At 70.2% G+C, this 13,838-nt stretch carries 11 protein-coding genes; 4 read left to right on the top strand and 7 right to left on the bottom strand.

Annotated features, from left to right (window positions below; genetic code table 11):
* Window positions 1–32 precede the first annotated feature (32 nt).
* Window positions 33–1,271 carry a low temperature requirement protein A gene (locus tag ACZ5NW_RS30375; protein ID WP_468747163.1) on the bottom strand — a complete coding sequence of 413 codons (1,239 nt, stop codon included), beginning with the start codon at window positions 1,269–1,271 and terminating at the stop codon, window positions 33–35.
* A 227-nt stretch (window positions 1,272–1,498) separates the two neighbouring features.
* Between ACZ5NW_RS30375 and pflB the strand changes: the two genes are divergently transcribed.
* The 3 genes from pflB to ACZ5NW_RS30360 all read left to right on the top strand — a co-directional run bounded on the left by pflB (window position 1,499) and on the right by ACZ5NW_RS30360 (window position 4,913).
* Complete coding sequence (gene pflB, locus ACZ5NW_RS30370) at window positions 1,499–3,796, top strand: formate C-acetyltransferase (protein ID WP_468747162.1); 2,298 nt, start codon at window positions 1,499–1,501, stop codon at window positions 3,794–3,796.
* Window positions 3,797–3,808: 12 nt separating this feature from the next.
* Complete coding sequence (gene pflA, locus ACZ5NW_RS30365; RefSeq protein ID WP_468747161.1) at window positions 3,809–4,642, top strand: pyruvate formate-lyase-activating protein; 834 nt, start codon at window positions 3,809–3,811, stop codon at window positions 4,640–4,642.
* A gap of 91 nt (window positions 4,643–4,733) precedes the next feature.
* A complete protein-coding gene (locus ACZ5NW_RS30360; protein ID WP_468747160.1) occupies window positions 4,734–4,913 on the top strand; it encodes a hypothetical protein in 180 nt (59 codons plus the stop codon).
* 40 nt (window positions 4,914–4,953) lie between these two features.
* Here the strand turns inward: ACZ5NW_RS30360 and mscL are convergent, their stop codons facing one another.
* From mscL to ACZ5NW_RS30330, 6 genes are all read right to left on the bottom strand, one after another.
* Window positions 4,954–5,430: a large conductance mechanosensitive channel protein MscL gene (mscL, locus tag ACZ5NW_RS30355; protein WP_468747159.1), complete on the bottom strand. Its 477-nt coding sequence runs from the start codon at window positions 5,428–5,430 to the stop codon at window positions 4,954–4,956.
* Window positions 5,431–5,568: 138 nt separating this feature from the next.
* A complete protein-coding gene (locus ACZ5NW_RS30350) occupies window positions 5,569–6,156 on the bottom strand; it encodes an RcpC/CpaB family pilus assembly protein (protein WP_468747158.1) in 588 nt (195 codons plus the stop codon).
* A 171-nt stretch (window positions 6,157–6,327) separates the two neighbouring features.
* Window positions 6,328–7,161 carry an S-methyl-5'-thioadenosine phosphorylase gene (locus ACZ5NW_RS30345; protein ID WP_468747157.1) on the bottom strand — a complete coding sequence of 278 codons (834 nt, stop codon included), beginning with the start codon at window positions 7,159–7,161 and terminating at the stop codon, window positions 6,328–6,330.
* A gap of 115 nt (window positions 7,162–7,276) precedes the next feature.
* Complete coding sequence (locus ACZ5NW_RS30340; RefSeq protein ID WP_468747156.1) at window positions 7,277–7,573, bottom strand: FmdB family zinc ribbon protein; 297 nt, start codon at window positions 7,571–7,573, stop codon at window positions 7,277–7,279.
* Between the two features lie 67 nt (window positions 7,574–7,640).
* Complete coding sequence (locus ACZ5NW_RS30335; protein ID WP_468747155.1) at window positions 7,641–8,933, bottom strand: MFS transporter; 1,293 nt, start codon at window positions 8,931–8,933, stop codon at window positions 7,641–7,643.
* Between the two features lie 269 nt (window positions 8,934–9,202).
* Window positions 9,203–10,729 (bottom strand): potassium/proton antiporter, encoded by a 1,527-nt coding sequence (locus ACZ5NW_RS30330; RefSeq protein ID WP_468747154.1) that lies wholly within the window; start codon window positions 10,727–10,729, stop codon window positions 9,203–9,205.
* A 237-nt stretch (window positions 10,730–10,966) separates the two neighbouring features.
* Here ACZ5NW_RS30330 and ACZ5NW_RS30325 point away from each other — a divergent pair, with 237 nt between their 5' ends.
* Window positions 10,967–13,738, top strand: a complete 2,772-nt coding sequence (locus ACZ5NW_RS30325; RefSeq protein WP_468747153.1) for a penicillin acylase family protein — start codon at window positions 10,967–10,969, stop codon at window positions 13,736–13,738.
* The last annotated feature ends 100 nt before the right edge of the window (window positions 13,739–13,838 follow it).

The following is a 13,838-nucleotide window of genomic DNA, read 5'->3' as shown; positions in this document are numbered from 1 at the left end:
GTCTCACTCAGCCCGCGCCGCGTGCCACGGGGTCAGCGCACGGCGCTCGAAGCCCGGACCGCGCTCTCCCGGGCGACCATGCGCGCCGTCAGCGTCACCCCGGCCACCACGGACAGCGCGCACACCAGGCCGGCCGCCAGGACCGCCCAGTCGCCCAGGAAGGTGCAGCAGATCACCAGCAGCGCGGTGACCGGCAGGACCAGCTGCTGGGCGATGCCCACCTTGAAATGCCGCGAGTGCAGGGCCCAGACGGTGATCAGGTACAGGGCGGTCGGCAGCGTCACCGCGGCGGACGCGGCGAGCGTGGAGATGTGGGCCTTGCCGACCGCCTGCTCGACCGCCACCTCCAGGCCGGCGCCGATCGCGGCGGCCGAGGCGAAGATCAGATAGTGGCCGTAGCCCCACAGGAACGACTGCCGGTTGGAGCGCAGATGCCCGTGGATCGGCACCACGAAGTAGATCCACCAGGCGGCGAACACGATCAGCAGCCCGCCGATCGCGATCGGCAGCAGCTCGCCCAGCGCGTCGTGCTCGTCGACCGCCGACTTCACGGCGACCGTGGCCGCGGCGATCGTCTCGCCGAGCACGATGATCGTGAACAGCCCATAGCGCTCGGCGATGTGGTGCGGGTGCCAGGACGTCTGGAAGACCCTCTCCGCGTAGACCGGCACGGACAGCTCCGCGAGCGCCATCACCAGGAACACCCAGGGGCGTGCGGGCTCCGGCAGGACCACCAGCCCGAGCCAGCCGATCTGGCACAGGAGCACACCGAAGGCGTACCGCAGTGCCATCGTCCTCTCCGCGCCCTCGGCCGCCCGCGCGGCGCGCAGCCAGTGCGCGATCATGGCCAGCCGCATGATCAGGTAGCCGAGCCAGACGACCACGAAGTCGTGGTCGTCGAAGGCCCGCGACACCCCGGCGGCCAGGACGAGGACGCCGGCGATCTGGACGAGGGTGACGACCCGGTACAGGGCGTCGTCGTTGTCGTACGCCGAGGCGAACCAGGTGAAGTTCATCCAGGCCCACCAGATGGCGAAGAACACCATCGCGTAGTTGAGGATCCCCTCGCCCGCGTGTCCCTCCGCGATGGCGTGCACGAGGGCCACCCCCGCCTGAGCGACGGCCACGACGAAGCACAGATCGAAGAAGAGCTCCAGCGGCGAGGAGACCCGGTGCGCCTCGTCGCGGCCGCGCGCGGTGAGCCTGCGCAGCGGCCGGGCGCGGCCGGGCGCGGGGGAGGGCGATGGCGGCGTGGAGGAACCGGTCGTCATCGCTCCAGCACATCAGATAACCGCCGGAAAATCTTGTGAAGACATTCACAAGCGCACGGAGGTCCAAACCCCCGAAGAAAGCCCCAGGTCGTACCGCCTGTACCCGGACGACCCGGGCCATTGCCGGGACCTTCGGGCCGCAATCGGGGACCAACGCGGCGCCCGGGCGCACGCCCGCGGGCGTGGAATGGACCTGTACCGGCGAATCGATGAGGAAGGTGCGGGACATGACTGCCACCCCTGCGGAATCCACGGCCCTCGATCATGCGGAGCACCCGGCCGACGAGACGCCGACACCGGGAGAGGCGTGGGCCGGCTTCCGCGGTGGCCGGTGGCGCGACACCATCGACGTCCGCGACTTCGTCCGGCGCAACTACACCCCCTTCGAAGGTGACGGCTCCTTCCTCACCGGCCCCACCGAGCGCACCACCGCGGTCTGGAACAAGCTCCTCGCGATGTTCCCCACCGAGATCGAACGCGGCATCTACGACGTCGACGTCAAGACCCCCTCGCGCATCGACGCCTTCGCACCCGGCTACATCGACCCCGACCTCGACCTCATCGTCGGCCTGCAGACCGACGCCCCGCTCAAGCGCGCCATCATGCCCAACGGCGGCTGGCGCATGGTCGAAGGCGCCCTGAACGCCTACGGGTACGAGGCCGACCCCGCCGTCCGCGAGATCTACACCAAACTGCGCAAAACCCATAACGATGGTGTCTTCGATGCGTACACCCCAGAGATCCGCGCATGCCGCTCCTCCGGCATCATCACCGGCCTGCCCGACGCCTACGGCCGGGGTCGCATCATCGGCGACTACCGCCGCGTCGCCCTCTACGGCGTCGACCGGCTCATCGACGCCAAGCGAGCGGACAAGCGCGTCGTCGAAGCACTCTGGCCGAGTGAGCGGACTCTCCAGGAACGCGAGGAGATCGCCGAGCAGATCCGCGCCCTCGGAGAGCTCAAGGCCATGGCCCTCTCCTACGGCCACGACGTCTCCGGCCCCGCCCGCACCGGCCGCGAGGCCGTCCAGTGGCTGTACTTCGCCTACCTCGCGGCCATCAAGGAGCAGAACGGCGCCGCCATGTCGATCGGCCGCATCGACGCCTTCCTCGACATCTACCTCCAGCGGGACATCGAGCGCGGCCTGCTCACCGAGTCCGAGGCCCAGGAACTCATCGACGACTTCGTCATCAAGCTCCGCATCGTGCGCTTCCTGCGCACCCCCGAGTACAACGAGCTCTACTCCGGCGACCCCACCTGGGTCACCTGGTCCATGGCGGGCATCGGCGAGGACGGGCGCCCGCTGGTCACCCGCACCACCTTCCGCGCCCTGAACACCCTCCACAACCTCGGCCCCGCCCCCGAACCCAACCTCACCGTCTTCTGGTCGCCCCGCCTGCCCGAGGGCTTCAAGCGGTACGCGGCGAAGGTCGCCATCGACACCAGCGCCCTCCAGTTCGAGTCCGACGAGCTGATGCGCCCCAAGTACGGGGACGACACCGCCATCGCCTGCTGCGTCTCGGCGATGGCCATGGGCCGGCAGATGCAGTTCTTCGGCGCCCGCGTCAACGTCGCCAAGGCCCTGCTGTACGCCATCAACGGCGGTCGCGACGAGAACACCGGCGAGACCGTCGTCGAGGGCTGCGAACCGATCACCGACGAGTACCTCGACTACGACACCGTCCGCGAGCGCTACGACGCCATGCTCGGCTGGCTCGCCAAGACCTACGTGCACGCGCTCGACGTCATCCACTACATGCACGACAAGTACGCCTACGAGCGCCTGGAGATGGCCCTGCACGACCGAGAGATCCTGCGCACCATGGCGTGCGGCATCGCCGGTCTGTCGGTCGCCGCCGACTCCCTGTCCGCCGTCAAGCACGCGCGCGTGAAGGTCGTCCGCGACGAGACGGGCCTCGCCGTCGACTACGTCGTCGAGGGCGACTACCCGGCGTACGGCAACAACGACGACCGGGCCGACGACCTCGCGCGCTGGATCGTCCACGACTTCATGGAGAAGATCCGGCGGCACCCGACGTACCGCGACGCGGTGCACACCCAGTCGGTCCTGACGATCACCTCGAACGTCGTCTACGGCAAGAAGACCGGCAACACGCCCGACGGCCGCCGTGCGGGCACCCCCTTCGCGCCCGGCGCCAACCCCATGAACGGCCGCGACGAGCACGGGTACATCGCCTCGGCGCTGTCCGTGGCCAAGCTGCCCTACGACGACGCGGAGGACGGCATCTCGCTGACCAACACCATCACCCCCGACGCCCTGGGTCGCACCCCCGAGGAGCGCGTCGCCAACCTCTCCGGCGTCCTGGACGGCTTCATGACCTGCGACGGCTTCCACATGAACGTCAATGTCCTGGACAAGGCGACCCTTGAGGACGCGATGGAGCACCCCGAGAAGTACCCCCAGCTGACCATCCGGGTCTCCGGCTACGCGGTCAACTTCATCCGTCTCACCCGCGAGCAGCAGCTCGACGTCATCAACCGCACGTTCCACAGCGCGCTGTAGGGGAGCAGGGCGATGACCACGCTTCTTCCGTCCGCGCCGGCCTCGCCGGCGCGGACCGCCGGACCCGCCCCTGCGGGCGTCCCGGCCACCCCGGCCGCGGCGGTGACCCGCCGTCCGGCCGTGGGGTCGGTCCACTCGTGGGACCTGTCGACCGGCGTCGACGGTCCGGGCACCCGCTTCGTCACGTTCCTGTCCGGCTGCCCGATGACCTGCCTGTACTGCCACAACCCCGACACCTGGCGCATGCGCGACGGCTGCCGCACCACCGCCGACGAGGTGATCGCCGAGGCCGGCAAATACACCCGGTTCATCGCCACGGCCGGCGGCGGCGCCACCGTCAGCGGCGGAGAACCCCTGCTCCAGCCGGTCTTCACCGGCGAACTGCTCCACCGCTTCAAGCACGAACTCGGCCTGCACACCGCCCTGGACACTTCGGGTTTCCTCGGCAGCCGGGCGACCGACGCCCTGCTGCGGGACACCGATCTCGTCCTGCTCGACATCAAGTCCTGGGATCGCGCCACCTACCGCCGCGTCACCGGCCGCCCGCTGCGGCCCACCCTCGACTTCGCCCACCGTCTCGCCGACCTGGGCAAGGAGGTCCACGTCCGCTTCGTGCTCGTGCCGGGTCTCACCGACGCCCCCGACAACATCGAGGGAGTCGCCGCCTTCGCCGCCTCCCTCGGCAACGTCAGCCGTGTCGACGTCCTCCCCTTCCACAAGCTCGGGGAGGCCAAGTGGCAGGCCCTCGGCCGGCCGTTCGTCCTCCACGACACGCCCTGCCCCACCCCGGAACAGACCGCCCTGGCACGCGGCGTCTTCACCGCCCACGGCCTCCACGCGGTGTGAGGCGGCCACGCGCGCGGAGCGCCCGCGCGGCCGCCGCGAGCCGGGAGGACGCCCCCGGTCCGGGGCGTCCTCGGGGCCGTACCCTGGAGGCATGAGCACGCCCTCCGCCTCCGAGTCGCACGAACCGAAGCCCGCGCTGATCTTCGACGATCCGCTGGACCAGCAGTCGTCCGACGACACGGACGGCGGCTGGGGCGAACGGCCGGCCACCGGCGACGCGGCGGCCGACCTGAAGCGCTTCCTCGACGAGAAGCCGCCCCACCACCTCTGAACCCCGCGAACCACCGGCCGCAGGGCCCCGAGAAGGGCGGCTACGGCTCGCGGTGCCCCGCGCCGCGCTGCGCGACCAGTGCGTCGCGGATCTCCTTCAGCACCTCCAGCTCGGTCACCTCGATGACCTCGTGGGTGCCTTCCCGGGCCTTCCTGCGGGCGTCCTGGCGCGCCAGGTACTTCGACATCGGCAGCACCATCAGGAAGTACACGACCGCCGCGGTGATCACGAAGGTGAGCGTCGCCCCGAGGACCGAGCCCCACAGGATCATCACGCCACTCGTCACCGTGCCGTCCGCGGCCTTCGCGCACGGGCCCTTCAGACACGAGCTGTAGCTGTCGAGGTTCTTGGTCCCGATCGCCCCGACCACGGGGTTGATGACGCCCTTCACCACCGAGTTCACGATGTTGGTGAAGGCGGCGCCGATGACCACCGCGACTGCCAGATCGACGACGTTCCCGCGCATCAGGAAGGCCTTGAAGCCGTCCAGGACGCTGGGCCCCTTCTTTTCGCTCACCGGGGTGACTCTCCTCGTATTCACAGGTTGTGGAACAAACAGCTCCGCAACCTACGTCAGAGTCAGGCCGGTGTGTCCAATGGCCTAGCTCGATCGAGGGACTTGACAGCAATCCGCGCAGAAAACGGACGATCAGCGTCACCACAATGTCACCGCCAGTCGCGCCGTCGCGCTCGCACCGGCGAGGCGCGCCGCGGTGGACCGCGGCACCGACAGCACCACGAGCGCGCCGCTGTCGGCCGGCGATTCGGCACCCTCAAGGGGCTGCGGCACCTTCGTCACGAGCGCGCCGCGCGCGACCACCCGGGCGTCCGAGCCGGTCGCCGTCTGCTCGGCGGCGATGACGTCCACCCGGTCGCCGGGCCGCAGCAGCCGCACCGTCTCGGCGTCGGCGATCCGCACCGGCGCGGACACCGTCTCGCCCGCCCGGCGCCCGCGTGCCGGTGATGCCGCGGGAGCGTGCGCGCCCGTGCCCGGGTGCCCGCGGGAGCGGTCGCCCCCGATGCCGGGCCCCGCGGCGACCAGCGCTGCCGCGGTGGCGGCCAGGCCGAGCGCAAGGGCCCGCCTGCGGGACCGGACGAGCCGGCTCAGCTGATACCGCCCGCCGCGCACCCGTACGGGAGCGAAGTGCGGCACCTCGCACGGGGCGGGAGCGTCCGCACCGGGCGGATGCGGTGCGGTGGGGGAGGACGGGACGACGAGGGACGGAGGGGGAGTTGCGGGCACGGGGTCACCACCTACGAAGAGGAATCGGCTTGCACGGCCCACGATGAGCCTTCGTGCCGACGCTCGCCGGAGCCAGTGCACTACCGACGGGTTGTGGAAAACTCCCTCACCCGAACGAGACGTTCCACCCCGGAAGCCGCCGTACGAGACCCCCGGCTGCCGACTCCTCCGCTACGGCAGTGCGAACCCCGGATCCATCCCGCCCAGCGCGTTCCTGCACAGGCAGTCCCGCTCCTCGGTAGCGGGCAGCGCGGCGACCGCGTCGAACAGCACGCCCCGCATCCGGTCCACGTTCGCCGCGAACACGCGCAGCACCTCTTCGTGCGAGACGCCCTCACCGGTCTCGGCTCCCGCGTCCAGGTCCGTGACCAGGGTCAACGACGTGTAGCAGAGCTCGAGTTCACGGGCGAGCGCGGCCTCGGGATGTCCCGTCATGCCCACCACCGACCAGCCCTGCGCCTGATGCCACAACGATTCGGCACGGGTCGAGAACCGCGGCCCCTCGATCACGACCAGCGTCCCGCCGTCGACCGGTTCCCAGTCCCGGCCGTGCGCGGCCTTCAGTGCCGCCGCGCGACCGGCGGGGCAGTAGGGGTCGGCCAGGGACACGTGCACCACGTTCGGCACAGCGCCGTCGGGCAGCGGCAGCCCGTCGAAGTACGTGCCCGCCCGCGATTTCGTGCGGTCGACCAGCTGGTCGGGCACGAGGAGCGTGCCGGGCCCGTACTCCGGGCGCAGACCGCCCACCGCGCACGGGCCGAGGACCTGGCGCACGCCGAGCGAGCGCAGGGCCCAGAGGTTGGCCCGGTAGTTGATCCGATGGGGCGGCAGATGGTGGCCGCGCCCGTGCCGGGGCAGGAAGGCGACCCGCCGGCCGGCGATCTCACCGAGGAAGAGGGAGTCGCTGGGCGCCCCGTACGGCGTGTCCACCTGGACCTCGGTCACCTCGTCGAGGAACGAGTAGAAGCCGGATCCGCCGATAACACCGATCTCTGCGTTCGCCATGACAAGCACCCTAGCCGCCATGCTCCGACCCCTCGGCCCGTACGGGGCGAACGCCTCGTCCGGACATGCCCAAGGCCCCGCCGTCCTGTGGACGACAGGGCCTCGGAAGCCGGTCTTACGCGGCGGAGGTGCTGGAGCTCGACGACTTCGAGTCCGACGAGGACGACGACGTCGACGACGTGGTCGAGGAGGACGTCGACGGCTTCGACGACGCCGGCGAGCTGCTCGACGAGGAGCCGCGGCTGTCGTTGCGGTAGAAGCCGGAGCCCTTGAAGACGATGCCGACCGCGGAGAACACCTTCTTCAGGCGGCCACCGCAGTTGGGGCACTCGGTCAGGGCGTCGTCGGTGAACTTCTGCACCGCCTCGAGGCCCTCGCCGCACTCGGTGCACTGGTACTGGTAGGTCGGCACTGTCTTCCTCCTGGCACTCTCACTCGATGAGTGCTAACGACGATCCATAGTGACGCATTCCCGGGGATCAGTCCACCGTCACCGGCACGCGGTGACCGACGCCACGTGCGACGGTACGGCCACGCGGGCGTGTCACCAGGTGTGAGCGCAGCGCCAGCAGGGTCGCCAGGGCGAGCAGTGTGCCGCCCATCGGGACCAGGAATCCGGCACCTCCCCAGAAGCGGTCCTCCAGCTGTCCGGCGACCGTGACGGCGGCCGCCTGGCCGAGCGCGACGGCGCCGGTCAGCCAGGTGAACGCCTCGGTGCGCGCCCCGGCCGGGACCAGGCTCTCGACCAGCGTGTAGCCGGTGATCAGCGACGGCGCGATGCACATGCCGACGAGCAGGCCCAGGCCGGCCAGTACGAGCACGGAGTGCGCGGCCCACAGGCCGGAGGCCGCCAGCGCCAGCGCCGCGTAGCCGACGACGAGGCGCTGCCGCGGGGCGGCCTTCCACGCGATCGCGCCGCACACGATGCCGGAGAGCATGTTGCCCGCGGCGAAGACGCCGTACAGGACGCCGTTCAGGCCGGGCTCGCCGATGGACTCGGTGAACGCCGCGAGCGACACCTGCATGCCGCCGAAGACGGAGCCGATGCCGAGGAAGGTCACGATCAGCACGCGCACGCCGGGAACGCGCAGGGCTGAGGCGTGCTCCACGCGCGTGTGGCCGGGCGCGGAGACGGCGGGCTGGGTGCTCTTCCGCGCGGCGAACAGCAGACCGCCGAGCAGGGTGAGCGAGGCCTCGGTCATCAGTCCGGCGGCCGGGTGGACGGCGGTGCACAGCGCGGTCGCCAGCAGGGGGCCGACGACGAAGGTCAGCTCGTCCGTGACGGACTCGAAGGCCGCCGCGGTCGTCATCAGGGGCGAGTCCTTCAGCTTCACGCCCCAGCGGGCGCGCACCATGGGACCGATCTGCGGAACGGAGGCGCCCGTGGGCACGGCGGCCGCGAACAGCGCCCACAGGGGGGCGTGCGCCAGCGCGAGCGCCGTGAGGGCCAGGCCGGCCAGCGTGTGCACGAGCACGCCGGGGATCAGCACGGCGCGCTGGCCGTAGCGGTCGGCCAGGCGCCCGCTGTAGGGCGCGAACAGCGCCATGGAGACTCCGGTGACGGCCGCGGCGGCGCCCGCCGCGCCGTAGGAGCCGGTGGTGTGCTGCACGAGCAGCACGATGGAGAGGGTGAGCATCGCGAAGGGCTGGCGCGCCGCGAAACCCGGCAGCAGGAATGTCCATGCGCCACGCGTGCGCAGCAGCTGCCCGTAGCCCGGGCGGGAGGAGGCCGGCGAGTCCTTCGACGGCTCGGTGGTGACCGTGGATGCCACGGCCCGTGCCTTTCTGCCGCCTGGTAGCGCGCCCGTGCGGGGGCGCCGAGAGCTGTCCTCTTGCGCGGACTGCGGTAGATACCGGCGCTCGCTGCGAGAGGCGTCCCGGCCGCCATACGGTCGCGCCAGCTCTGCGTCAGGCAGAGTTGGTTCGATCAAAGTGCGCCTTCATCGTACAGGGATCAAGGCGTGCCGGGCCTGTGAAAATGAGCACCACCAGGGGCGTTCGCCTCTGATCGGCGGGCGTGTGAACAGTACGAAACACGGACTTAACGCGCGTTGTCGTCGCCCGTTCCCAGCCAGTCGGCCAGCTTGCCGCCATGGCCCACGGCGCGCAGCCGCCGCTCGGCCGCGTCCCGCACGGGGTCGGTGGCGACGACGAGGAGCTCGTCGCCGTGGCGCAGCACCGTCGTCGGCAGCGGAACGAACGATTTTTCATCCCGCACGACCAGGGTCACCGCGGCCCCGGCCGGCAACCGCAGCTCGTTGATCTCGACGCCGTGCATCTTCGAGCCCTCGGGGATGGCGACGGACAGCAGATGCCCGCGCAGGCGCTCCAGCGGCGCCGACTCGATGCCGAGGTCGGTGGCCTCCGTGCCGTCGCCCAGCCGCAGCGTGCGGGCGAGCCAGGGCAGCGTCGGCCCCTGGACGAGGGTGTAGGCGACGACCAGCACGAAGACGATGTTGAAGATGCGGCGGTTGCCGTCGACGCCGTTCACCATGGGGATCGTCGCCAGGATGATCGGAACGGCGCCGCGCAGCCCGGCCCACGACATCAGCGTCTGCTCCGCCCAGGGCACCCGGAAGGGCGTCAGGCACAGCACGACGCTCAGTGGGCGGGCCACCATGGTCAGCACCAGGCCGATGACGAGCGCCGGCCACACGTCGTCGCCGAGCTCGTGCGGGGTGACCAGGAGGCCGAGCAGGACGAACATGCCGATCTGGGCGATCCAGCCGACCCCGTCGGCGAACCCGCGCGTGGCGGGCCAGTGCGGCAGCTTGGCGTTGCCCATGACCATCGAGGCGAGGTAGACGGCGAGGAAGCCGCTGCCGTGCGCCAGCGAGCCCTCCGCGTACGCCGTGACCGCGATCGCCATGACCGCGATCGGGTAGAGGCCGGAGGCGGGCAGGGCGACGTGCCGCAGCGCCCAGGAGCCCGCCCAGCCGACCGCGAGGCCCACAGCCGCGCCGATGGCCAGCTCCAGGGCTATCTCGCCCAGCAGCTCGTACCAGTGCTCCACGGGGCCGGCCGTGGAGAACGCGACCACCAGGATGACCACCGGGGCGTCGTTGAAGCCGGACTCCGCCTCCAGCGTGCCCGTCACGCGCGCGGGCAGGGGGATCCTGCGCAGCACCGAGAAGACCGCCGCCGCGTCCGTCGAGGACACCACCGCGCCGATGATGAGCGCCTGCCGCCACTCCAGCCCGACCAGATAGTGCGCGCCCGCCGCCGTGACCCCGACGCTCACCGCGACGCCCGCCAGCGCCAGCGCGGAGGCGGCCGGGAGGGCCGGCTTGATCTCTTTCCACTTCGTGCCGAGACCGCCCTCGGCCAGGATCACGACCAGGGCGGCGTAGCCGATGACCTGGGTGAGCTCGGCGTCGTCGAAGCGGATGTTGCCGATGCCGTCCTGGCCCATCAGGACGCCGATGCCCAGGTAGACGAGCAGGCTGGGGAGCCCGCTGCGCGAGGAGATCCGGACCGCTGCGACGGCGACGAGCAGGACGAGCGAGCAGACGAGCAGGAGCTGGTTGAGGTGGTGGACGGTCAGCGGCGGTTCCCTTCCCTGGCGCACGCGCCACGCGCGCGCGGGTGCACATGGACATCGGACACGAAGCGGCGCGCCTCGAAGCCGACTTACTTCGTTACCTTACCTAACTCTTGACGATTTCTTGACGCTCGCCCAGGCGAGATCGAACGTCCTTGCGTGCTGGTTCCCTACTCCGCGTCAAGTGGCGTCGGGCCCTGCGCCTATGGTTGCTCCAGCACTCCAGGACCGCCTGCCGCTCGCGTTAGGACAGCAAGGACAGCGATGCCCCCCAACACCACCGCCACAACGGGTGACAAGCCCGGCAAGTCCGGCAGGAAGAAGGGGCGCAAAGCCCGTCTTATCGTGCTCGTGCTGGTGCTGGCCCTCGTCGGCGGCATCGCCTTCGGTGCCTACTGGTCCATCAGCACCGTTCGCGCCTCCTTCCCGCAGACCAAGGGATCGATCACGCTCCAGGGCCTGTCCGGGCCCGTCGAGGTGAAGCGGGACGGCTACGGCATCCCGCAGATCTATGCCTCCACCGACGAGGACCTGTTCATGGCGCAGGGCTTCGTCCAGGCGCAGGACCGGTTCTACGAGATGGACGTGCGCCGGCACATGACGTCCGGGCGGCTGTCGGAGATGTTCGGCAAGGGCCAGGTCGACAACGACGAGTTCCTGCGCACCCTCGGCTGGGACCGGGTCGCCAAGCAGGAGTACGACACCAAGCTGTCGGCCGACACCAAGAAGTACCTCCAGGCGTACGCCAAGGGAGTCAACGCCTACCTCGACGGCAAGGACGGCGACGAGATCTCCCTGGAGTACGCCGCCCTGGGCTTCACCAACGACTACAAGCCGGCCCAGTGGACGCCGGTCGACTCCGTGTCCTGGCTGAAGGCGATGGCCTGGGACCTGCGCGGCAACATGCAGGACGAGATCGATCGCGCCCTGATGACCAGCCGCCTCGGCCCGCAGCAGATCGCCGACCTGTACCCGCAGTACCCGTACAGCCGCAACCGGACGATCGTCCAGGAGGGCCAGTACGACGAGCTCAACGGGACCTTCGAGCAGAAGGGCGGCGGGAGCGGCTCCGGAGGCGGCTCCACGGGCTCCTCGACGAACGGCACGGGCCGTTCCACCGGGTCGCAGGGCACGGCCCTCCAGAGCCAGCTGACGGGCCTCTACGACGTCCTGGACGACCTGCCCACCGCCGTCGGCGTGAACGGCAACGGGATCGGCTCCAACTCGTGGGTCGTCGCCGGGAAGTACACCATCACCGGCAAGCCGCTCCTGGCCAACGACCCGCACCTGTCGGCCTCGCTGCCGTCCGTCTGGTACCAGATGGGCCTGCACTGCCGCAGCGTCTCCAGCAAGTGCCAGTACGACGTCACGGGTTACACCTTCGCCGGTATGCCCGGTGTGATCATCGGACACAACCAGAACATCGCCTGGGGCATGACCAACTCCGGGGTCGACGTCACCGACCTCTACCTGGAGAAGATCGTCGGCGACGGCTACCAGTACAACAACAAGATCAAGCCGTTCACCACGCGCGAGGAGACCATCGAGGTCGCCGGCGGTACGTCGAAGAAGATCGTCGTGCGGCAGACCGCGGACGGGATGCCGCTGCTGTCCGACCGCTCCGACGAACTCGTCACGGTCGGCGAGAAGGCCACGGTCGACACCGCCGCACCCGACCGCGGTGACGGCTACGGCGTCGCCCTGCGCTGGACCGCCCTCGACCCCGGCACCTCCATGGACGCCGTCTTCGCCATGGACAAGGCGGCGAACTGGCAGGACTTCCGCGAGGCGGCCAAGAAGTTCGACGTCCCCTCGCAGAACCTGGTCTACGCCGACACCAAGAACAACATCGGCTACACGCTCCCCGGAAAGATCCCCACGCGCGCGAAGGGCGACGACGGTTCGATCCCGGCCCCGGGCTGGCTCTCCAAGTACAAGTGGACCGGCTACATCGAGCCCGACGAGCTGCCCTACGAGTACAACCCGGACCGCGGCTACATCGTGACCGCCAACCAGGCCGTCGTCGACAAGGACAAGTACCCCTACACCCTCACCACGGACTGGGGCTACGGCACCCGCAGCCAGCGCATCACCGACCTGATCAAGGGCAAGATCAAGGGCGGCGGCAAGATCTCCACGGACGACATGCGCCAGATGCAGCTCGACAACGACAGCGAGATCGCCAAGCTGCTCGTGCCCAAACTGCTGGACATCGACCTCGACGACCCGGACATCCGCGCCGCGCAGAAGCTGCTCCTGCACTGGGACTACACCCAGGACGCCGACTCGGCGGCCGCCGCCTACTTCAACGCGGTGTGGCGCAACATCCTCAAGCTCGCCTTCGGCAACAAGCTGCCCAAGGAACTGCGCGTCGAGGGCCAGTGCCTGTGGGTCGACCCCGTCAACACCACCGGCCCGCTGGACGACACCAAGAAGGTCCGCGAGTGCGGCCGGCGCGACGCCGACCAGGCGCAGCCGGACGGCGGCGACCGCTGGTTCGAGGTCGTGCGCAACCTCATGGCCAAGCCGGACAGCGAGTGGTGGACGACGCCCAAGTCGGGCACGCGCCCCGGTGCGACCAACCGCGACCAGCTCTTCAAGCGCGCCCTGATCGACGCCCGCTGGGAGCTGACCGCCAAGCTCGGCAAGGACATCGACACCTGGAGCTGGGGCCGGCTGCACCGCCTGTTCCTGAAGAACCAGACCCTGGGCACCAGCGGGCCGGGCTTCATCCAGTACATCCTCAACCGCGGCCCCTGGAAGCTCAGCGGCGGCGAGGCGGCGGTCAACGCGACCGGCTGGAACGCGGCGGGCGGCTACGGCGTCGTCTGGGTGCCCTCGATGCGCATGGTCGTGAACCTGCACGATCTCGACAAGTCGAAGTGGATCAACCTCACCGGCGCCTCGGGGCACGCCTTCAGCGCCCACTACACCGACCAGACGGGCAAGTGGGTCAACGGCGAACTGCTCGACTGGTCCTTCTCCTCGGCGGCGGTCGGCAAGAGCACCAGCGACACCCTCGTGCTCAAGCCGTGAGGCAGGACATCACCTAGTGAAGGGGGGGGGGGGGGGGGGGGGGGGGGGGGGGGGGGGGGGGGGGGGGGGGGGGGGGGGGGAGGGAGAAGGAGGGGAACGA

Source organism: Streptomyces sp. NPDC032126 (assembly GCF_055580085.1).
The sequence above is the reverse complement of the archived record's forward strand: the minus strand, read 5'-3'. Positions and strand labels throughout refer to the sequence as shown.